This is a genomic window from Empedobacter sp. UBA7494 (assembly GCF_002478465.1).
In the GTDB taxonomy this organism is placed as follows: Bacteria; Bacteroidota; Bacteroidia; order Flavobacteriales; family Weeksellaceae; genus Empedobacter; species Empedobacter falsenii_B.
This window is the reverse complement of the sequence record NZ_DLOC01000035.1, coordinates 19,630-41,284: the sequence shown is the minus strand read 5'-3', so window position 1 is coordinate 41,284 and position 21,655 is coordinate 19,630. Positions and strand designations below refer to the sequence as shown.

At 30.8% G+C, this 21,655-nt stretch carries 19 protein-coding genes; 6 read left to right on the top strand and 13 right to left on the bottom strand.

The features are described from left to right. Positions 1-337: 337 nt before the first annotated feature. Positions 338-2,428 carry an outer membrane beta-barrel protein gene (locus tag B4E95_RS03635; RefSeq protein ID WP_291089984.1) on the bottom strand — a complete coding sequence of 697 codons (2,091 nt, stop codon included), beginning with the start codon at positions 2,426-2,428 and terminating at the stop codon, positions 338-340. Positions 2,429-2,543: 115 nt separating this feature from the next. Here B4E95_RS03635 and B4E95_RS03630 point away from each other — a divergent pair, with 115 nt between their 5' ends. After that, entirely contained in the window at positions 2,544-2,978 is a 435-nt protein-coding gene (locus B4E95_RS03630; protein WP_291089981.1) for a hypothetical protein, read from the top strand. 68 nt (positions 2,979-3,046) lie between these two features. On the opposite strand, the gene ftsY is transcribed toward B4E95_RS03630, so the two are convergent. The 6 genes from ftsY to B4E95_RS03600 form a co-directional block, all read right to left on the bottom strand. Then, a complete protein-coding gene (ftsY, locus tag B4E95_RS03625) occupies positions 3,047-4,009 on the bottom strand; it encodes a signal recognition particle-docking protein FtsY (protein ID WP_114999036.1) in 963 nt (320 codons plus the stop codon). A 124-nt stretch (positions 4,010-4,133) separates the two neighbouring features. After that, positions 4,134-4,283, bottom strand: coding sequence for a DUF4295 domain-containing protein (locus B4E95_RS03620; RefSeq protein WP_084106961.1), 150 nt, complete (start codon positions 4,281-4,283; stop codon positions 4,134-4,136). A gap of 14 nt (positions 4,284-4,297) precedes the next feature. Then, entirely contained in the window at positions 4,298-4,480 is a 183-nt protein-coding gene (gene rpmG, locus B4E95_RS03615; protein ID WP_038337065.1) for a 50S ribosomal protein L33, read from the bottom strand. An 11-nt stretch (positions 4,481-4,491) separates the two neighbouring features. After that, entirely contained in the window at positions 4,492-4,728 is a 237-nt protein-coding gene (gene rpmB / locus B4E95_RS03610; protein WP_038337064.1) for a 50S ribosomal protein L28, read from the bottom strand. Between the two features lie 82 nt (positions 4,729-4,810). Next, positions 4,811-6,466: an apolipoprotein N-acyltransferase gene (gene lnt, locus B4E95_RS03605; protein ID WP_038337063.1), complete on the bottom strand. Its 1,656-nt coding sequence runs from the start codon at positions 6,464-6,466 to the stop codon at positions 4,811-4,813. Positions 6,467-6,609: 143 nt separating this feature from the next. Further along, on the bottom strand, positions 6,610-8,253 hold the full coding sequence (locus B4E95_RS03600; protein ID WP_291089978.1) for a M1 family metallopeptidase: 1,644 nt from the start codon (positions 8,251-8,253) through the stop codon (positions 6,610-6,612). Positions 8,254-8,868: 615 nt separating this feature from the next. On the opposite strand from B4E95_RS03600, the gene B4E95_RS03595 reads away from it, so the two are divergent. The 3 genes from B4E95_RS03595 to B4E95_RS03585 all read left to right on the top strand — a co-directional run bounded on the left by B4E95_RS03595 (position 8,869) and on the right by B4E95_RS03585 (position 12,396). Further along, a complete protein-coding gene (locus B4E95_RS03595; RefSeq protein WP_291090005.1) occupies positions 8,869-9,195 on the top strand; it encodes a tRNA-binding protein in 327 nt (108 codons plus the stop codon). 256 nt (positions 9,196-9,451) lie between these two features. Next, positions 9,452-11,353 carry a molecular chaperone DnaK gene (gene dnaK / locus B4E95_RS03590; RefSeq protein ID WP_125349684.1) on the top strand — a complete coding sequence of 634 codons (1,902 nt, stop codon included), beginning with the start codon at positions 9,452-9,454 and terminating at the stop codon, positions 11,351-11,353. Between the two features lie 116 nt (positions 11,354-11,469). Beyond that, on the top strand, positions 11,470-12,396 hold the full coding sequence (locus B4E95_RS03585; protein WP_291089976.1) for a T9SS type A sorting domain-containing protein: 927 nt from the start codon (positions 11,470-11,472) through the stop codon (positions 12,394-12,396). Positions 12,397-12,429: 33 nt separating this feature from the next. Here B4E95_RS03585 and B4E95_RS03580 read toward each other — a convergent pair whose 3' ends face one another. Next, positions 12,430-13,353, bottom strand: a complete 924-nt coding sequence (locus B4E95_RS03580) for a T9SS type A sorting domain-containing protein (protein ID WP_291089974.1) — start codon at positions 13,351-13,353, stop codon at positions 12,430-12,432. Positions 13,354-13,608: 255 nt separating this feature from the next. Here B4E95_RS03580 and B4E95_RS03575 point away from each other — a divergent pair, with 255 nt between their 5' ends. Both B4E95_RS03575 and B4E95_RS03570 read left to right on the top strand, forming a co-directional pair. Next, positions 13,609-13,944 carry a hypothetical protein gene (locus B4E95_RS03575; RefSeq protein ID WP_291089971.1) on the top strand — a complete coding sequence of 112 codons (336 nt, stop codon included), beginning with the start codon at positions 13,609-13,611 and terminating at the stop codon, positions 13,942-13,944. 60 nt (positions 13,945-14,004) lie between these two features. Next, positions 14,005-14,400 (top strand): hypothetical protein, encoded by a 396-nt coding sequence (locus B4E95_RS03570; protein ID WP_291089969.1) that lies wholly within the window; start codon positions 14,005-14,007, stop codon positions 14,398-14,400. A 96-nt stretch (positions 14,401-14,496) separates the two neighbouring features. Here the strand turns inward: B4E95_RS03570 and B4E95_RS03565 are convergent, their stop codons facing one another. The 5 genes from B4E95_RS03565 to B4E95_RS03545 all read right to left on the bottom strand — a co-directional run bounded on the left by B4E95_RS03565 (position 14,497) and on the right by B4E95_RS03545 (position 21,628). Further along, positions 14,497-16,761 (bottom strand): NADP-dependent malic enzyme, encoded by a 2,265-nt coding sequence (locus B4E95_RS03565; RefSeq protein ID WP_291089965.1) that lies wholly within the window; start codon positions 16,759-16,761, stop codon positions 14,497-14,499. 143 nt (positions 16,762-16,904) lie between these two features. Further along, a complete protein-coding gene (locus tag B4E95_RS03560; protein WP_291089963.1) occupies positions 16,905-19,532 on the bottom strand; it encodes a carboxypeptidase regulatory-like domain-containing protein in 2,628 nt (875 codons plus the stop codon). Then, positions 19,529-20,350, bottom strand: coding sequence for a GLPGLI family protein (locus B4E95_RS03555; protein WP_185144170.1), 822 nt, complete (start codon positions 20,348-20,350; stop codon positions 19,529-19,531). The genes B4E95_RS03560 and B4E95_RS03555 overlap by 4 nt, the downstream gene beginning before the upstream one ends. 55 nt (positions 20,351-20,405) lie before the next feature. Continuing rightward, a complete protein-coding gene (locus B4E95_RS03550) occupies positions 20,406-20,630 on the bottom strand; it encodes a hypothetical protein (protein WP_125349688.1) in 225 nt (74 codons plus the stop codon). Positions 20,631-20,782: 152 nt separating this feature from the next. Then, positions 20,783-21,628: a GLPGLI family protein gene (locus B4E95_RS03545; RefSeq protein ID WP_219034153.1), complete on the bottom strand. Its 846-nt coding sequence runs from the start codon at positions 21,626-21,628 to the stop codon at positions 20,783-20,785. Between the last annotated feature and the right edge of the window lie 27 nt (positions 21,629-21,655).

Sequence of the window (21,655 nt, the reverse complement as noted above, 5' to 3'; positions counted from 1 at the left end):
GATTCTCTTTTTGTTTATTTAATTTTATTATCGTTTATCATTCTTTTCTAAAATAAGAATAAAAAGGAATATAATATCTTACACACTCATAATTAGACAACTCTACTTTCAGTCTTAAAATATCAATTGTCTTTTTCAAAAAATAATATGACAAAACAGCTACAAACAACCATTTATAATCCTCCGTATTATAATGATATAAAGAATAAGCAAATAAAGCTATCAAACTTATTATCACTCCATAAAACACATATCTTCTATCCATAATTTAGGTTTTGATATATTAAAGATATAAAAAAAAATTTATCAAAAATTAAAAAATCATCTTCATTTATTATTAAAACGTTGCTGCTCCTGCAGTTTCATTTTCCAATTTTCGGTTGATATTTGTTTTCTTACCTGTAGCAAAATCAAAGCTTAAACCAGCGACAAACATCGATTTGTTGTCCCAAATTTTTCCTACACGAGAATAATCCACATATTGTTTATCCATCGTTTTTTGCTTGTAAGTCGATGGCATTCCAATCCAATACATTCCAGTAGAAAAAGTCCAATTATTGTACTTATAACTCGCAAAAGCATGGTTCATGTTTTCTTGTGTATACAACAAAGCTCCGCCCAACGTGTAATACGGAATATTAAATTGATAATCTACACGAAAGTTTTTGTAAACAGATGATAATGCAAAATAATTTCCGATATAATCATTCTTCAAAATTCTACCATCTTTCGTTTTAAAACGCTCTGTTGCTGGTGCTATATTTACTTTAACAGCTAAAATATCTGTTCCGAAAGGTTTGATAGAACCTGTAATTTGAACACCGTAACGTTGCGAATTTTGAGCATTTTCGTAGGTTAATTTATATCCTTCTACATTTCCATTTATGATATTTTGCAAATACAATTGATTAATTGGATCTTTTGTATAATGATAAAATGCATTTGTATTTAAATCAAAATATTTTGAATTGAAAGAGTAAATCAAATTATTTCCAAACGATTTCTGAATGGTTAAATACGGATTTCCTTCTTGTGTAATGTTTTCTACAACCTGAATCACGTTTTTACTCAATGCCGAATTCCAAGGACTGGTTGGTTTGTATGAACTCGAAAAACGTAAATTTTGATTCTTCGCTAATTCATAACCCAATACTAATTTTGGCGTAAACGTCCACGTATCTGTGTTTGTATCTTCATTCTTGTTATGAACATTCGTTAATCCAACACCCAAACGATATGACAACTTTTTCGCTTTTCCAGAATATTCAGAATAGATATATTGTTCTAAATAATTTACTTTATTATTCGAAGGACCATTTAAGTTTTCTAATTTATTATCAATTGAATTATTCGAAATTCGATAACCAGAATTTAATTTTCCTTTCTCGAAACTATGTGTATACGCTATTTCTCCTACAATTCCTTTTTGATCAGCTTCTAAATTTGTCAAATAATTATATTGTTCAGCACCAGAAATTGTTTCCCATTCGCGCGTTTCGTCAATCGATTTCGTTGTATACATCGATCCAACTACATTTAAACTTAACTCATCTTTCTTTCCTAATTTTCTCGAATAATAAAGATCTAATGTTGGTTTTGAATAATTAGAATTAGAATGTTTATAGGTTGAATGATTGTTTAATAAACTATTTTGATAGAACAAACTTGTTCCATTCGCATAAGCAAAACTCGAACTGATATTCATATCCAACTTTGCTTGAAAAGCATATTTATCCGAATCCGAATTGGTATATCGCAATGCAATTGTTTGATCCGTATATCCAAAATATTCGTTGCGCTGATTTTCTGTTCTGTAATGAATATTATTTAAGTTATAATCATAAATATTCATCGAAGTACGATCTTTATAATCTCTCAGATAAATGTTATACTCTAATCCAAAGTTACTTTTTCCTTTCGTAAAATTCGCATAAGCAGAACCATTTATAAAACCTGTTGTAAACGCCGAAGTGAGATCCGCACCATATACATAACCATTTTCTTGATTACGCGTAATCAAATTCACCACTTGATCTGCACGATTTGCATAACGCGCTGGCGGAATATCAAAATACTCAACACGCACCACATCTTGCGGTTTCACAGCACGAATTTGATTATCTGTTGCCTCAATTCCATTAATCAATAACAAAGTCGTTCCACCTTTTGTACTTTGTATCGTATTCGAAATTGGATCAACTTGTAATTCTGGTAACGTATTTAACAAATCTTTTGCGTAACGCGCTTTTTCCAACGCTTCTTTATCGAAGGTATAAACTGTTTTGTCCGCAAACATTTTTTTGCGTTGCGATTGAACTAAAACTTCTTTTATTTCAATTGGATTATAGTCCGTTGAATCTTGCTTTTCATCTTGTCCAAAAGCAAAAATTCCTGACAATGTAACAGCAAGTACAAAAAATTTCTTCATGGTTAATTCTTCAATTAAGAGTTAGTGTATACTTAAATGACGCATGAAGAACAAATAAGTTACATAAGAATTGCAATTATTTTTGATAACTTTACGCTAAACAAGATTTTTGAGTTTGAAAAAATTATTTCTTTTTATCGCACTTTTTACAAGTTTCAATTTATTATATGCGCAAGAACAAGCCGAACGTTCGTTGACAGAATATCGTGTCGAAAGTTTCCAAACATCTTTGGTTGCGAAAAAAATGCTATACGATTGGTTTGGAAAATGGGACAATGTTTTGTACACTAAAAACAATCAACCGTTGTTAGTTTGGTCAAATAAAAATATCATTAATGAATCAAATGAAACTTTTACTTTGATTGCATCGAGTGTAGAAAATGATGAAGAAATGTATGGAACTGTTCAGATTTTGACAAGCAAAAAACAAGATGCTTTAGCGAAAGATTCTCCTTTTAGAGAATATTTAAACGAGTTTCTAAAAACCATTTCGAAGAAAGAAAACAAAAGCAAAAAGTTTTATAAAGAATATATTAAGGTGATTTATTAAAACTATATCATAAAAAAATCCTTCAAGAAAAACTTGAAGGATTTATATTTTTATAGGAATTAAATTTCTTAATTATTTCGTTTGAAAAAAGAATCGACAAACTCCATTTTATTGAAAGCTTGTAAATCATTGATTCCTTCACCAACACCAATATATTTAACTGGAATCTGAAATTGATCTGAAATCCCAATTACTACTCCTCCTTTTGCTGTTCCATCTAATTTTGTAACCGCTAAAGAAGAAACTTCTGTTGCTTGTGTAAATTGTTTCGCTTGTTCAAAAGCATTTTGACCTGTAGAACCATCTAACACTAATAAAACTTCGTGAGGCGCATCTGGAATTACCTTTTGCATCACACGTTTTATTTTTGTCAACTCATTCATCAAGTTAATTTTGTTATGCAAACGTCCTGCTGTGTCAATCAAAACAACATCTGCATTTTGGGCAACTGCCGACTGAATGGTATCAAATGCAACCGAAGCAGGATCAGAACCCATCGCTTGTTTTACAATTGGTACACCTGCGCGCTCCGACCAAATTACTAATTGATCTACAGCCGCTGCACGAAATGTATCTGCTGCACCAAGAACCACTTTAAGTCCTTGTGATTTGAACTGAGAAGCCAATTTACCAATCGTCGTTGTTTTACCAACTCCATTTACTCCGACCACCATAATAACATATGGTACATCTTTCTTTGGAATCGAAAAACCATTTGTATCTTCGATATTATTCTCGGAAAGTAAGCCTGCAATTTCTTCGCGAAGAATTAAATCTAACTCAGAAGTCGAAACATATTTATCACGCTCTACGCGTTCTTCTATTCGACGAATAATTTTGATCGTTGTTTCAACGCCGACATCAGAAGAGATCAATACTTCCTCTAAATCATCTAAAACCTCATCGTCTACTTTAGATTTACCTACTACAGCGCGACTGATTTTATCAAATAGAGAAGTTTTAGATTTTTCTAATCCTTCATCTAATTTTTCTTTGCTTTCTTTACCTAATATCTTTTTGAACCAACTCATTAATAAGCTAAATTTCTTAAAATTTTGTACGAAGATACATAAAATATAAGGAAATAAAAAAGCCGCCCTGAAAACGAGGCAGCTCAATTAACCTTAAATATTTTTTGTTAAGGAGATGATTTGATTATTTCGTGAAGAAAGAATCTGCTTCATCAGCGTTAACTACTTTTTCAACAAATACGTAAGCTCCAGATTTTGGAGATTTTACCATTTTGATAACTTTGGTCATTTTTTTAGACCCAGTTTGTAGGGTTGCTACCGTTTTCTTTGCCATCGTCTAAAATTTTATTATTTAATCTCCTTGTGAATTGTATACTTTTTCAATACTGCGTTGTATTTTTTCAACTCAATACGATCTGGAGTATTTTTTTTGTTTTTAGTTGTGATATAACGAGACATTCCTGGCATACCACTTTCTTTATGCTCTGTACATTCTAAAATAACTTGTACTCTGTTTCCTTTTTTTGCCATGGTGTCTTAAATTATTTGATTAAACCTTCTTTACGTGCACGTTTAACAGCCTCATCAACTCCTAATTTGTTGATTGTTTTTAAACCGTGTGCAGAAACTCTTAATGTAATCCACTCACCAGTTTCTGGCATAAAAAATCTCTTTTTGAACAAATTCACTTCAAAAGTGCGTTTTGTTTTATTATTAGCATGAGAAACATTGTTTCCCACTAATCTCTTCTTACCTGTAATTTGACAAATTTTTGACATCTTATTTTGTATTGTCCTATTTTAAACGGAGTGCAAAGTAACAAATTATATATTACTTATACAACTCTTTAGGTTATTAATTTTATATTTTTTTCTTATTTTGTTTATATAACAACTTCTGCGCAAGAGTATAAGCCAAGATAATTCCCATTACCAACAGCGCTATTCTCGCGATTACATCGCCATATTTTGTGTAAAACGTTAATTCACTATTCATTAAAATTGTACCATTTAAGGCACCCTGCTCTCCATATGGTAAAGACTTCATTATATCTCCTCGCTGATTAACGAAAGCCGAAATACCTGAATTTGCAGATCTAACGATAGCGCGTCTATTTTCAATAGCTCTCAAATTACCATATAATAGTAATTGACGATGACCATCGGTAGAGCCCCACCAAGAATCGTTGGTCATTGTGAATATAACATTTGCGCCTTCTCTCACATATTCTGTCGTATAGTCTCCGTAAATAGATTCGTAACATATAACCGGAGCAACAGTAGCGTTGTTTGTTTTATTCTTGAAAACAGAACGATGAGGTTGAATCCCCAACGTTTTTGTTGTGCCGCCAAAGTTAAGCATAAATTCTCCAATAATTGGCATTAAAATGTTTCGATATGGAAAAATTTCTACTCCAGGTACTAATTTACTCTTATGATAAACTTCTATAGAATCGTTTCCGCTTATCTGCAAAGCCGAGTTATAAGCGTCGTACCACGTAATTCCATCTCTCATAACAGATGCCGTTTCCGATGCTAAAGATTGCATTGGATAAATTCGCATGATAGATGCTCCTGTTACAAAATGTAAATCTTTTTTGGTTTTTGTCCATTGCTGAATGTCTTGTATAATTAAATCATCATACATATTATCAAAAATCAAGGCAGATGATCCAGGTACAGCAGTTTCTGGCGCGACAACAAATTGAGTTTTTGGTTGAATATTTTTCAATGCCAATTGTTTCAATTCATCATAAATCTGCAAACCATCTTTCATATACTTTTCATTGTATGGATCAAGATCTGGTTGAAGAACTAACACATCAAGTGCTTTTCCTTTTTCTTCGTAATTCGCATAAATAATATAAGAAATACCAATTGGCACAGCAATTAATAATCCAGCGTAAATACCTAATTTATTTAGATATCTCATTTCTTTCTTATTAATATAAGCCGTCAAATAATAGAATACCGTAATATTAACTAACCAAATCCAAAGTGCACCTCCAAAAGTTCCTGTGTATTCGTACCATTGCACCCATTCGTAATATTTTGCAAAACCATTTCCAAGATTAAACCAAGGCCAAGTCAACTCCCAATTCAAGGTTAGTTTATCGAAACTCATCCAAATCGCAGGAAGAAAAACCAATCCATATAAATTACCAGCTTTGGTTTTGACGAAATGATACAACTGAAAAACAATTGACATAAACAACGAATTCGCCACAACGGGAATCAAATAAGCGCTCCACGAATTGTGCAAATCTCCATTCGCGTCCGTTTCTTGTGCATAATGCAACCACCAAATTACAATCGCATTCCAAATAAAGAAAGCTAAAAACGAAAGTCCGAAAATTTTACGTCCTTTTTTCTTGAATTCTGCGCGTTGTGTGATTTGATGTTCTGCTAACATCAAGGGTACAAATCCTATAAATAATAACAATGGAAAACCATGCGATGGCCAACCTGCTGTTAATAATAATCCTGATAAGATTGCGTATGCAATATATTTTTTCATGTCACAAATTTATAATTTCATCATTCAATAACCGATGATATTTGTTTGGAATATTTTATAAATCATTTTGGATGAGAACCTGAAAACAAGTTCAGATTGACTTTCCTTGTCATATTGAACTTGTTTCAATATCTCATTTAGTTTTAATAAATAATATGTAAATCGATATAATAATTTGGATTAATTGTTACATCAATCGCTTTTGTAATCGTTGAATTATTAATTGTTTGCCAATTAGTCGTAGGATTGATTGTTATATCAGAATCTTTCAATCGCAAAGCCATCGTAAATCCATCCACCACATTCGTATATCTATATTCAACTTTATTTCCATTTTGTTTAAGTTCTAAAGTAGGTACTTTAACTGTTCTTAAATATTGATTGAAAAAAGCGTTCAAATTTAAACCAGAAAACTTCGCAATATAATTTTCAATTTCCTCTGTAGTTACAGTTTGATGATAAAATTCTTTGTTTAATCCACGCAACATTTGTCTGAATTTTTCATCATTATTCATCCAAGTTCTCAACGTATGAATCATATTTGCACCTTTATAGTACATATCGCCACTACCCTCTTGGTTTACGCCATACACACCGATAATTGGAATATCATTTTGGATTGCCTTTCTCGTTCCACGCACATATTCGCTTGCCGCATCTTTTCCATAATAAGTTTCTGTGAACAAAGTTTCCGAATAAGCAGTAAACGCTTCGTGAATCCACATATCTGCCACATCCTTTTCGGTAATATTATTCCCAAACCATTCGTGACCAGCTTCATGAACGATGATAAAATCCCATTTCAATCCCCAGCCAGAACCTGATAAATCACGACCTAAATAACCATTCTCGAATTTATTTCCGTACGCAATTCCAGATTGATGTTCCATTCCCAAATGCGGAGCTTCTACAATCTTGAAAGAATCTTCGTAAAATGGATAAGGTCCAAACCAATGCTCGAAACTTTTCAACATCAATTTTGCTTGTTCAAACTGCGATTTTGCTTTATCTATATTATAATCTAATACATAATAATCTAAATCCAATTTACCTTTTTCGCCTTCGAAAGTATCTTTGAAATTGACATAATGTCCGATATAAGGAATGATATTATAATTATTGATTGGATTAACAACTTTCCATGTAGAAGTTGTTTTACCATTTTTTTCTTTTTTAGAAACTAATCGTCCATTACCAACTCCTACCAAATCTTTTGGTGTGATAATTTCCAATTCCATTCCATTATCTGGTTCATCGCCTAAATAATCTTTGTTCGGAAACCAAGCACTTGCACCCAAACCTTGCACAGCAACAGACATCCAATCGCGACCTTTTTCATCTTTCGCAAAAATCCAACCACCATCCCAAGGTGCTCTTACCGCAACACGAGGATTTCCGTTGTATTCTAATTCTAATTGATTCGACGTATTCTTGATATTTTTTCCGACATTAATAAAATAAACATTTCCATCACGTTTGAAATCAGAAATTTTCTTTCCATTCAATTTTACAGCCGAAACCATCATTGGATCTTGTAAATCTATCTGTAATAAATCTGATTGTTGAGGAGTAGTTTTATCAAACGTAATTGTCGTTTTTCCTTTTATCGATTTTGACTGATAATCTGGTTCTACACTTACTTTATATTTTTTGACATCCCACCAATTTCGGAATTCATTATTCGTTCCGCGAAGCGAATCTTGTCGCGTAAACTCTTGTTTGTTATTAAGTACTTGTGCATTTGTTGTTATCGAGATCAAACCAAGTAATAGTACTAATTTCTTCATAGTCATTTTTAAAACATATCAAAAATAAGATTATATATTTGATAAATAAGCCAAAAAGCTATGATTACAGAAAAATTTAAAGAAAGAATAAATTATTTAAAAAATAATCACTTAATCGTTGAAGCATTGTACGAAATTTTAGATGAATTGAAATTAAAACATAGTGCTTTTACAGGTTTTACGTTTCGAGAAGAAATCGATCCAAAAAGTTTTTTATTAACTGCAGAAGGCGAAGAAAAAACAGGAATTACAATTCGTGTTCCGCGTAATATTCTTGATTTTGATTTGGTATTACTTTCTAACGTTTTGATGCACGAAATGGTACATGTTTTTCAGCGTTCGGGCGAAAATCAAATCGAATTGCGAGAAGAACGCGAATGGCAAGCATATACAGAAATGATTTTTCATAAACAATTTCCAAACGTTCCACCATTGACCGATTTTTACATCAAGCAGTTTGGCGAAAAAGCTTTGACGTATTACAACCGAATGCCCGATAATATGAAAACGAAATATGCGAATGGAAAAATGGATTTAGAAAAAATTCTACAAACAATTTACGACAAAGAAAATAAACCAAAAGAAGAACCAAAACTTGAAAATAATACTGAAACAATTTCTTGGCAAGATTTCGAAAAAGTTGATATGAGAATTGGAACAATTATCAGTACAAATGATTTTCCGAAAGCAATAAATCCTGCTTATCAATTAGAAATTGATTTTGGTCCGTTAGGAATCAAGAAAAGTTCGGCGCAAATTACGTCGCTTTATAGCAAAGAAGAATTGATTGGAAAACAAATAATGGCTGTGGTTAACTTTCCGGAAAAACAAATTTCCACTTTTATGAGCGAATGTCTCGTGATGGGCGTTTATGGAAATAATAAAGATGTTATTCTTTTGAATCCCGAACGAAAAGTAGAAAACGGAAGTAAGATTGGGTAATATTGAGGTTGAGACTAAGACTGAGATAAAATTTAAGTATAACTTAACGCTGACATTTTATCAACCAATAAACTGACTTTTTTATCGATAAATAATCAAATCATTAATCATAATCTGACAACCTGACATCTAAAATCTATTGGATGTCATTTTTTTTATGTTGGCACAAAGATTGACTATTTATTGTAGCATCATTTTTGATGGTATGTAAAAGTTTAAAATAAATCATTAATAATATAAAAAATAACTAAACAATATGAGCAAAATAATCGGAATCGACTTAGGTACAACGAACTCTTGTGTTTCTGTAATGGAAGGAAGCGAGCCAGTTGTAATTCCAAATGCAGAAGGTAAAAGAACTACTCCATCTATCGTAGCATTCGTAGAAGGAGGAGAAATTAAAGTTGGTGATTCAGCAAAACGTCAAGCTGTAACAAACCCAAAGAAAACGATTTATTCTATTAAACGTTTCATGGGAACTAAATTTAATAATGATGCAGATGAAATCGGTCGTGTTCCTTATTCAGTTGTAAAAGGAAACAATGATACGCCAGCAGTTGATATTGATGGACGTAACTATACTCCACAAGAAATCTCAGCAATGATTTTACAAAAAATGAAAAAAACTGCTGAAGATTATTTAGGACAAGAAGTATCAAGAGCGGTAATTACTGTACCAGCTTATTTTAACGATGCTCAACGTCAAGCAACTAAAGAAGCTGGTGAAATTGCAGGTCTTAAAGTAGAACGTATTATCAACGAGCCTACTGCTGCTGCATTAGCTTACGGATTAGACAAAGCAAATTCAGATAAAAAAATCGTTGTTTACGATTTAGGTGGTGGTACTTTTGACGTATCTATCCTAGAATTAGGTGACGGTGTATTCGAAGTATTATCTACAAACGGTGATACGCACTTAGGAGGTGATGATTTTGATGATGCAATCATCAATTGGTTAGCTTCTGAATTCCAAGCGAAAGAAGGTGTAGATTTGAAAAAAGACGCAATGGCTTTACAACGTTTACGTGAAGCTGCTGAAAAAGCTAAAATCGAATTATCTTCTTCTGCTCAAACAGAAATTAATTTACCATACGTTACAGCTAACGAAACAGGACCAAAACACTTAGTAGAAACTTTAACTCGTTCTAAATTTGATCAGTTAACAGAAGATTTAGTACGTCGTTCTATGGAGCCTTGTAAAAAAGCGTTATCTGATGCAGGATTATCAATCAACGATATCGATGAAGTTATCTTAGTTGGTGGATCTACACGTATGCCAAAAATCCAAGAAGAAGTAGAAAAATTCTTCGGTAAAAAACCATCTAAAGGAGTTAACCCAGACGAGGTTGTTGCAATTGGTGCAGCTATCCAAGGAGGTGTATTAACAGGTGATGTAAAAGACGTATTATTATTAGACGTTACACCATTATCTTTAGGTATCGAAACTTTAGGAGGAGTATTCACAAAATTAATCGAAGCGAATACAACAATTCCAACTAAAAAATCTGAAGTTTTCTCAACTGCAGTTGACAATCAACCAGCAGTAACATTAAGAATTGGTCAAGGAGAGCGTCCATTATTCAACGATAACAAAGAAATCGGACGTTTTGACTTAGTAGATATTCCACCAGCACAAAGAGGTGTTCCTCAAATCGAAGTAACATTTGATATTGATGCGAATGGTATCTTAAGTGTATCTGCAAAAGATAAAGGAACTGGAAAAGAGCAGTCAATCAAAATTGAAGCTTCATCTGGATTATCTGATGCTGATATCGAAAGAATGAAAAAAGAAGCGCAAGAAAATGCTGCAAAAGACGAAGAAGCAAAACAAAAAATTGAAAAAGTAAATGCTGCTGACGCGTTAATTTTCCAAACGGAAAAACAATTGACTGAGTATGGAGATAAAATTCCTGCTGACAAAAAACAACCAATTGAAGAAGCTTTAGCTGAGGTTAAATCTGCTCACGCTGCTCAAGACGTTGCTGCAATTGATGCTTCTATGGAAAAATTGAACACAGCTTGGAATGCTGCTTCACAAGAAATTTATGCTGCAATGAACGAAGGTCAACAAGGTGGTGCGCAAGCTCAACCAGGTGCTGATCAAAGTCAAGCAAATAATGATGGTGTTGAAGACGTAGACTTCGAAGAAGTTAAATAATAGAATTTCATTTATCAAATAGGAAAGCCTCGCAATGCGAGGCTTTTTTTTGTATCATATTAGTTTATTGTTTATACATTAAATTACTGTATATTAGTAGATAACACTATAATAATATGAAAAAACATTTACTTTTTATTTTTATAGGATCAATAGCTTTTGCTCAAAACTATATTCCTATGGCAAAAGAAAATAATTCTTGGAAATTGCAATTACAGACTTGGCCAATAGGTACTGAATGTCAAAATTTACCGCAAGAAAAAATTGACTACATTTTATCTACTAAACTTTTGAAAATAATAGATGGAAAAGAATATAGAGAAATCTATCGTCAATATAATTTTGATTCTAAAGAAAGCTTTCAAAAAGCTTGGCTTTGTGATAAAACTTCGGAAGCTGGTAATTACTTAGGATATTTGAATGAAAATAATTATAATCAAGCTATTCTTGTTGGATATCTAAGAGATGATGTAGAAAATAAGAAAGTCTATATTAGACAATTTGATGGTGAAGAAAAAGAGTTTTATGATTTTTCGGAACAAGTAAGCGTCAATCCTGATCCTTATGTGAAAAATTTATATGAAATTAATAATGCCACTTATTTCAATATTTCTACAAGAGAATTTGTTTATAAAATCCCTGCTCAAAGTGTTGAATCAAGGATATACGAAGGAATAGGTGATATTAAAAGTGATTTTATTTATCAAACTTCAAATAATATCGATGGTTTTTTCAGCTATTTGTTAGGTTTTTCTAATGATGGTTTAAATTATTATAGCAAAAACAATGAATTATTAAAGATTACTAATGTTAATGTTTCAAAAAAATACATGATTACGGAGAATCCTACAAGGTCTTTTGTAAATTTAAATACAACAAAAGATATAAAGGAAATAAGTATCATTGACATTAACGGAAGAATTGTTTTACAACAAAATAATAATTTTGATAAAATAAATGTAAGTAAATTAACTATAGGAAAATATTATCTTGTTATTACAACTCATCAACAAAAAGAAGTTATTAGCTTCTTAAAAAAATAAGGAAAGCCTCGCAATGCGAGGCTTTCCTTATTTTTATTTTTTAATAATTTTTCTTGTCATTGTTTTTCCATCTTTCATATAGATTTTCACAAAATATATTCCTGATTTTAAAGACGATGTATTCATTTCTTTTAAAGATTTATCAGCTTTCAAAACAATTTGACCAACAGTATTAGAAACCTCAACTCCAGAAATCTGATCATAAAAATTCGTATCGAATGTTAAAACATCTTGAACTGGATTTGGATAAACTTTGAATTCTTTCTGATTAACTTGATTCACAGCTAAATCATCTGTACTAAATTTAAAATTATCATAATAAGCATCTCCGCCATAATTATTATGAAGCATTGTAAAACCATGAACATCTAATTTCGTAAAATTATCACCTGTATAAACTAATTTATCATTTAGATAATACTTAATCTGATTCTCAGTAACTTCAATTTTAAAATTATTCCATTTATTAATTGGCCAACCTTCTGCTGCATCAGCATAATCGAAGCCATAATCAATATTTTTTGTAATATACAAATATCCACTATTCTCCATTCCAAGACCAGCAACTGGATAAAACTCATCAGTAGATGAATTAACTGTAAATAACGTAAATTCAAAATCAGCTCCATTCCGTTTTGTTACAAAAGCATCAAATGAAATTGTAAAATTTTTATAATCGACCGGTTTATCAAACATTTTGGTAACGCCCATTACTGGAAACCATTGATCACCAAAATCGGTCTGATCTCCATTCTTGAAAGAATAAATTCCTTCGCTTGCTTGTTCATCAGAAACAAGTTGATTATTTAAAATTTTTCCGTTTCCCTCCGCAACATCCCAACCATTTTGAGTATGGATATTTCCTAATATAAATCCTTCTTTGGCTTCAAAAGATGTGTTCTTCTGCGCAAATGATAATGTACTTGCAGTAAGTAATAAAATGTAAATCTTCTTCATATTAATTCAATTAAGCTTACAAGATATTAAAATAATTCTTAATTGAGTTTTAATCCTCATTACAATAAATACATTTTACAGATGTTATCATTATACGTAAATATTATTTATCATTACGCAACCTATTTTATATTTACTCATCTTATTAAAAATTAATCTACTATGAAAAAATTACTTTTTTTATCCTTCATCTTTTAATTTATCCTATTTTCGTGTAATGATGATGATTGCTTTACACCTCCAGAGCCTATTGTAATGGAATTTGTAAATTCAAAAGGAGATAATTTAATACAAAATGGAACATTAACAAAAGAACATTTTCATTTCTTACAAGTTGTTGGCGATACTAAAATTGGAATTTCTTTTGATATTAATCATGAAAATAGAGTTATTTTAAATAAACCTGGATGGATAGTAGGTTCTACAACCTATGAAGTTATCGTACAAGCAAAGGAAATTAAATTCTTTAATTTTACTGTCAATGCTTCTAAATTATCCGGAAAATGTGGAGGAAATAAAATAGATAATGTTTCTTTTGAAGATATTGAAGGTTTTTCTCAAAACGGAATTTATCAAATAGTCGTTGAATAGTCTTTTAAGAATTTAAATAATAAATAGTTTATTTGTACATTATCATCCAAATTAATCATTATGAAGTTATATTTTGTTTTATTTACTCTTTTATTATTTACAGTAGGCTGTTATCCTGCCTACAATATATTCATTGTAAATAATACAGACGATGAAATAGAACTAGAAACACAACCTTCAATTGAAAAAAGAATAATGATTAAACAAGGTGTTAGTTATAAAAAAATAAATTCTAAGAAATTAAATAATCCAAATGATTTTGAGAAGGGTATTTATAAATTGAATCCTAATGATAGTATTTTTTTGTTTGGAGAGAGAGGTAAGCTAGGAAATTACCTACCTTTTAACTCTGTTAAAATAAATAAGGAACATGACTCATTAATAATTACAAACACTAATTTAGTAGATAATATTAATAATGAAAAAGGTTCTAAATATTACATTATTATCAAATGATAATATAAATATTTTAAAAATCATCTCGGTTTCATACAATACAAAAAATCCACTTAAAATCATTTAAGTGGATTTTTTTAATTCTAAATTTATATTTTACTGATGTTGTTGTGCATCAATTACAGCAATGGTAACCATATTCACAATTTCGCGAACGGTACTATCTAATTGTAATAAATGAATTGGTTTTTTCATTCCGATCAAAATTGGTCCAACCGCTTCTATATTTCCTAATTCTTGTAATAATTTATACGAAATATTCGCTGATTCAAGATTTGGAAAAACTAATGTATTTGCATGCGTTCCTGCTAATTTAGAAAACGGAAAATTACTTTGTAATTTCTCTCTGTTTACTGCAAAATTTGCCTGAATATCGCCATCAACTAAAACATCTGGATGATTTTGATGTAGATAATTCACTGCATTATGAACTTTAGAAACCGTTTCTCCTTTATTTGATCCGAAGTTTGAATAAGATAATAATGCAATCTTTGGTTGAATTTTAAACTTCTTAATTGTTTCGTTAAATTGCAATGTAATGTTAACTAAATCCTCTGAAGTTGGATCTAAATTAACCGTTGTATCACCTAAGAAAACTGGTCCTTTTTCCGTCAACATCATATACATACTCGCAACTTTTTGACCTTGTTCCGCTCCAATTAATTCTAAAGCTGGACGAATCGCTTGCGAATAATTTTTCGTCATTCCCGAAATCATTGCATCTGCATAACCAAACTCAACCATACATGATCCAAAATAATTACGATCTCTCAATAATTTTTTCGCATCAGATTTTGAGATTCCTTTTCGTTGACGTTTCGAATAAATAAAATCAACGAATTGATTGTATCTATCCGAATCTTCTTCAGCATTTGTATCAACAATTTCAACATCTTCCAAATCCAACATATAATCTTTAATCATTTGTTGAATTTTATTTTTCTTTCCTAAAATAATTGGAATAGCGATTTTTTCTTTCTTTACAATTTGCGCTGCACGAAGAATTTCGAAACGATCTCCTTCAGCAAAAACAACACGTTTTGGATTTGATTTTGCCGTTTGTGTCAAATTACGCATAATCGTACTTTCTTTTCCGATTCGCTTAATCAAAGACAATTTATATGCTTCGAAATCTGTAATGATATTTTTAGCAACACCAGTTTCGATCGCCGCTTTTGCAACCGCAGCCGAAACTTCTGGTAACAAACGGGGATCATTAGGTTTTGGAATTATATAATCTTTTCCAAATTTGATCGAATGATTATTGTATGCTTGCGTCACAACTTCAGGAACTGGTTCTTTTGCTAATTCTGCAATTGCTCGAACAGCAGCAATTTTCATTTCCTCATTAATTGTCGTCGAACGAACATCTAACGCTCCTCTAAAAATATACGGAAACCCAAGTACATTATTCACCTGGTTTGGATAATCAGAACGCCCAGTTCCCATAATAATATCTTGACGCGTCGCAACTGCTAAATCGTACGCAATCTCTGGATTTGGATTTGCCATTGCTAACACAATTGGATTTTCTGCCATTGTATTCAACATATCTGCTGATAAAACATCTGCAGCCGATAAACCGATAAAAACATCTGCATCTTTAACAGCATCTGCCAATGTCGAAATATCACGATCTGTTGCCCATTCAGCCTTAGAAGGATCAAGGTTGTCACGGTCAGAACGGATTACGCCTTTACTGTCTAACATCACGATATTTTCTTTCGTTGCACCAACAGAAATATACATTCCTGTACACGAAATTGCCGCAGCACCAGCTCCGTTTACTACAATTTTAACTTTAGAAATATCTTTTCCTTGTAATTCACATGCATTAATCAACGCTGCACCAGAAATAATAGCTGTTCCGTGTTGATCGTCGTGCATAACTGGGATATTCATTTCAGCTTTCAAACGTTTCTCAATTTCGAAACACTCAGGCGCTTTGATATCTTCAAGATTAATTCCTCCAAAAGTCGGCTCTAAAGCTTTTACCGTATTGATAAATTCATCAACATTTTTTGTATCCAATTCGATATCGAAAACATCAATATCAGCAAAAATTTTGAATAGAAGACCTTTACCTTCCATCACCGGTTTTGAAGCTACCGCACCAATATCTCCCAAGCCTAAAACGGCTGTACCGTTACTAATAACTGCAACCAGATTTCCTTTTGCTGTGTACTTATAAGCATTTTCTGGATCTTTTTCAATCTCTAAACAAGGCTCCGCAACACCTGGTGAATAAGCAAGCGATAAATCACGTTGTGTATTCGTAGGTTTTGTAGGCACTACTGCAATCTTTCCTGGTTGACCCATTGAATGGTAATTCAATGCATCTTTCTTACGATTGTCATTCATTTCTCTGTGGTTTATATTTTTTCAAAATAAATTTAGGTAAAATATATTCAACCCACTTATGACAGATGTTAGATTTTGATATTTTATTAAAATAAATTATCGAGTTATACAATTTTGAAGTTAATAATTATGAGGTTGATAAATTAAAAATTAAATCGAGTGGTAAACATAACTTGAGTTGGTCTCAACTTATAGATAAATCGTTGTTCATAATTGGAAGAAAAACTGTTTTGAGAAAAATATTTTTCATTAAAAAGATTATAAGCAGACAATTCAAAATCTATTTTCTTCTTTTTTAATGAATAACGATACATTAAATCTCCGAAAGTTGAATTTGGATTTAATCTTGAATCATCATTAACATACAAATCAAAATTAAGTTTTATATAATGCTGATCTGCAGGAAAAAAATGTAATCCTATTTGGTGGATTTGATTGGTGATTGAACGTGATTCAGATTCCTTTGAAAACTTATTTTTATAATTTGTTAAACCGTATTTATATTCAAAAGTCATCCAACTTAATAATCTGAAAGATGCATCAAAATTAGAAGTTAAAATGGTATTGTGAATTTCGATTAAATCATCATTTAATAATTGATCGTAGGTTGTAAAATTATAACCTCCAGCTAAATTAAATGTTGTCTTAATTTTAGAAAAATATTGACTTATTTTAGCATTAACAGAATGTGTTTTTTGATGATTTTTTAAGTTCAAAGCTTCTAAAACTGTACTTGCATCCGCATTATAGCTGTAATTGTAGATTAAGTTATTTTCTGACCAATTGTACGAATATCCAAAATTGATAAACCTAGATTTTATCGGATTTTTATACTCGAAACGTAAAGAAGAAATCCATTTTTTTACTTCGTTAAAATTTCCGTCATTTTGTTGAATAGAATTGTATCGATACAATATAAATCCTTCGTGCAAACGTGTTAAACTCCCCAAATCATTAGAGAAATTATGCGAGGTTGATACTTTCCAGAATTTTGAAAATTCTAAACCTATATTAAATTTTGGTTCGATGTAAAAACGATTGTATGAAGTTTTATTTCCGAAAGAATTATTCTCTAAATTATACCACTGAAAAGGAATTCCAAAAGAAAAATTAAGTCGATTCTTTCTGTACGAAAAGTTATTTTCTACATACGGATTTAAAGTTGACCAGCGTGTATTGTTAGTAAAAGTAGAATTTATTGGTTGATTATCTGCTAACAAATCACTTTTCATTGTATGATTGGTGTACTTAATTCCAATTTTTGATTGTAGCGTTAAAGCTTTTATTCCTTTTGAAAATTCAGCGAAATTATTTGTCGAAAATTTCTCAAAATTAATTTGTTGAAACACATTTTGATAATCATTTCCGTTGTTTATAAAATCAGTAAAAACTCCAGGAGAAACACTTAAATTCTCGTTATAATTTCTGTATGCAATAACAGAACGCAACGTAATTAATTGTTTACCAACTTTCTTGATTGTATTAAACTGATTGGTAAACTGCCGATTTGGTTGTGTTAATCGTTGTGTAATAAAATTATTATTTTGATTGAGATCTCCTCTCGAACTGTTCCAGTCTCCTATAAATTCCAAGACATTTTCAAGATAATTTTTAGAACTATTTTGAGATAATGTTGCTTTTAGATTAAGACTTTCTATTTGCAAATAATTTTTTTTGATTTCGTTGAGAAATATATCACCTGTTGGTAAAAAATATTGTGTGTTTGTTTCTCCGAATCGCTTTTGAAAATCGTTGTGATAAGACAAGTTAATTCGTAAATCTAGCTCTTTTTTTAATTTAAAAAGATGATTCCAAGAACCAATATTTATTGCATTATCTAACCAACGTTCGCCATCAAAATTGGGAGTTTGTACACCTGCAATTGATAACCAACTTTCGTTCGAAAATTTTTCAGAGTCATTTAAAAAATCTTCAAGACTTAAGGTTTTTAATTGACGAGAAACATCATTTCCACGATTATTTCCTTGATAAGAACCTATCATTTGTTGCTTTTTTGTGAACAACATTGGTGTAATATTCGCCTGATACAACAATGGTGAAGCGCCAAGACCAACTTCTGCTTTACCAGAATAGGTAATTTTGCTTTTTAATTTGATATTTAATGCGGCTTTAGAGCTATAAACCAAACTGTCTAAAATCTTGATCGGTTGATGATTCTCTAAAATTTGTACTTTATCCACAGCGTCTGCAGAAAGATTTTCGTTTGCTAATGCATATTTTCCGCCCAACAAATCCATTCCTTCGATGTAGTATTTATTGATTGGTTCGCCTTGATACAAGATTCTACCAGAATTTTCGATTTCTATTCCAGGCATTTTTTTGATCACATCTGCTATAGAACGGTCTTTTATATCTTTAAAATTACTGACATCATAGGCAATTGTGTCGCCTTTTTTGCGAATTGGAGATTCTTTTAATTTAACTTCTTTTAACTCGATAGCTTTTTCTTGTAAAGTGAAATCAAAGTTTGTAGACGATTCATTTACCAAATCTGAAGTAAAAGCATAATTCATCGCACGAACCTTAATTTCATAGGTTTCGTGCGATGGATTATCTATTTTGATAGAATATTTACCATCAGATTTTGTAATAAAGTATGCCAACGTTTCGTCCGAAGTACTTGGTGAAATGGTAACATTAGCACCAGAAATAGGTTTTCCTTCTTCATTTTTAACAACACCAGAAATAGTAAATTGTGCAAAAATAAAGTGAAAAAATAAAGCAAATAATAGTGTTAATTGGGCTTTCAAAAATTAATATGATTACTTTTTTCTAAAAAAACATTTTCGCTTTTTAATTTATTATCTATCTTTTTTTCCATTTCAGCTGGTGAAATATTAGAGCTTGTTATATTAAGACTTTTTAAGTTTTGTATAATTTCAACTCCCCTATTTTCATATATTTTTTTGTAATCCTCTAAATTCACTTTTTTTGATTTTGTAAAATCTTTTGTTAAATCAGGTTTTGTATTATTTTGATTAATCTCAATTGCAGAAAAATGGAAATAATTATTGTCATCATAGATTTCTAAAATAAGCCCTGGTAATCCTCCAAATTTGTATGGACCAACACTGTTTGGTATTTCTTCTGTGTACCAAGCTGTCCATTTTCGCCCTAAATATGTTGTTGTTGCTTTTTTTATAATTAAATCCAGCTGAGTTTTTTGCTCATTTTCTATTTTCCAATTTATTTCCTCAATAGGCTGATTTAATAGGTAAATATTTCTATTTACTTTACTTAATATTTTATTTGTTCCATTATTTCTTATTATAGTATGATTAATGATTGGGGATGGGTATTTTTCTTTTATAGCAGCTATATTTAGTGTGTTATTTGTTATAAATTCTTGAGTATTTTTAGCATTTAATCCTTGAAGATAATTATCGTAGTTTACCTTTTTTGGACTTATATAAATTGTACTATCTTTTGCAATATACAAATCCATTTCTTCATATTTTACTTCTTTTTTTACAGAATCAGTTACAAATTTCACGTCATATACAACTTTATATGTTTGTGCTTGAATAAAAAAAGAGGATAAAATAAATAATATGAATATTTTTTTCATAACTCTATTTATAAAGTATAGCATTAACTAAGTTTAATGCTATACCTCTTATTATTTAATTACAATAAACTTCCATTTCTTCATAAAGTTCTACAGCAAAATCTATAACATCTCCTAAAGGACCACAATCTTCATATACAAATCCAACTCCACATCTTTCAACAGATACATCCCAGCATTCTACTGAAGTTACATCTTGTTTATCTTCAGTTTCTGTTTCATTTGCCATTGCAAAAGTTCCGATAAGTGCAAAAGCACTTGCTAATAACATTTTCTTCATTTTTTAAGTAATTTAGTTTTTTAATAATCAATCATAGTTTGCAACCTACAATTGCCTCATTAACGTTAATTACATCAATAATAATAATAAATGAATAAAACAAATCGTTTTGTAATTTAAGTAATTAAAAACGAATAAAATATGTTAAATTCTTACTCCAATTCAATAGGGTTATAAGGCATTCCACCAAAATTGGTTATAGGTTTCTTATTTTCGTCAAGTGCAACTCCTTTTAACCTTTCAGCTGCATTTTCATGATAATCTTTTTCAGCTTTATAGAATTCTGTTTTCTTAACTTTTATAGGTGTTTTTTCACCTTGAGCTAAATAGATTTGTTTAGGATTTTGGTTGCTAGCGTTTGCTGTAAAATGATAATGTTCTTTATCATCATAAATCTCTAAAATAAGACCAGGCAAACCATAAAATTTATACGGACCAGCATTCATTGGGATTTCGTCAGTGTACCAAGCCGTCCATTTTCTACCACCGTAGTTTACAGTCGCTTTTTTTGCAGTATAATTCAAGATTTGTTTGGTGTCATTCAGTAGTTTCCAATCTAATTTTGGTAACGTTTCTTTGTAAAGAAAATCATTCGGAGAGATTCTATCAACAAATGTAAGTTCATCATTTTCTTTCTTTAGAATAAGTTGATATTTAAAAGCAGATTTAAAACTTTGAGACATTATTTGATTAAATTCATTCGTCTTAATTGTAGGTAAATGACTAAAACTTTCAAGAATAGAATCCGTACCGATTTGATTGTAATCGACGAATTTATTGTAACGTTTACCAATTTGTAAAAGTGCTAAACCAGTTTTTGTTTTTTCAGGTTTTTTTACATTACGAACAATTTTGTAGTCATAAATAATGTTGTAATTGGACAACTCGTAATTCGTTTGCGAATATTTAATAGGCGCAAAGGATATATCAGTTTTTATTTGTGGCTGTGCATATACAATGCAACCAATAAAAATGATAAAATAGTATAGTAATTTCATTATAAGGTTATTAATTATGATGAAATT

Coding starts and splice junctions, on each gene's coding strand:
- B4E95_RS03635 (WP_291089984.1), bottom strand. CDS start 2,428: ATGAAGAAATTTTTTGTACTTGCTGTTACATTGTCAGGAATTTTTGCT.
- ftsY (WP_114999036.1), bottom strand. CDS start 4,009: ATGAGTTGGTTCAAAAAGATATTAGGTAAAGAAAGCAAAGAAAAATTA.
- B4E95_RS03620 (WP_084106961.1), bottom strand. CDS start 4,283: ATGGCAAAGAAAACGGTAGCAACCCTACAAACTGGGTCTAAAAAAATG.
- rpmG (WP_038337065.1), bottom strand. CDS start 4,480: ATGGCAAAAAAAGGAAACAGAGTACAAGTTATTTTAGAATGTACAGAG.
- rpmB (WP_038337064.1), bottom strand. CDS start 4,728: ATGTCAAAAATTTGTCAAATTACAGGTAAGAAGAGATTAGTGGGAAAC.
- lnt (WP_038337063.1), bottom strand. CDS start 6,466: ATGAAAAAATATATTGCATACGCAATCTTATCAGGATTATTATTAACA.
- B4E95_RS03600 (WP_291089978.1), bottom strand. CDS start 8,253: ATGAAGAAATTAGTACTATTACTTGGTTTGATCTCGATAACAACAAAT.
- dnaK (WP_125349684.1), top strand. CDS start 9,452: ATGAGCAAAATAATCGGAATCGACTTAGGTACAACGAACTCTTGTGTT.
- B4E95_RS03585 (WP_291089976.1), top strand. CDS start 11,470: ATGAAAAAACATTTACTTTTTATTTTTATAGGATCAATAGCTTTTGCT.
- B4E95_RS03580 (WP_291089974.1), bottom strand. CDS start 13,353: ATGAAGAAGATTTACATTTTATTACTTACTGCAAGTACATTATCATTT.
- B4E95_RS03575 (WP_291089971.1), top strand. CDS start 13,609: ATGGAATTTGTAAATTCAAAAGGAGATAATTTAATACAAAATGGAACA.
- B4E95_RS03570 (WP_291089969.1), top strand. CDS start 14,005: ATGAAGTTATATTTTGTTTTATTTACTCTTTTATTATTTACAGTAGGC.
- B4E95_RS03565 (WP_291089965.1), bottom strand. CDS start 16,761: ATGAATGACAATCGTAAGAAAGATGCATTGAATTACCATTCAATGGGT.
- B4E95_RS03555 (WP_185144170.1), bottom strand. CDS start 20,350: ATGAAAAAAATATTCATATTATTTATTTTATCCTCTTTTTTTATTCAA.
- B4E95_RS03550 (WP_125349688.1), bottom strand. CDS start 20,630: ATGAAGAAAATGTTATTAGCAAGTGCTTTTGCACTTATCGGAACTTTT.
- B4E95_RS03545 (WP_219034153.1), bottom strand. CDS start 21,628: ATGAAATTACTATACTATTTTATCATTTTTATTGGTTGCATTGTATAT.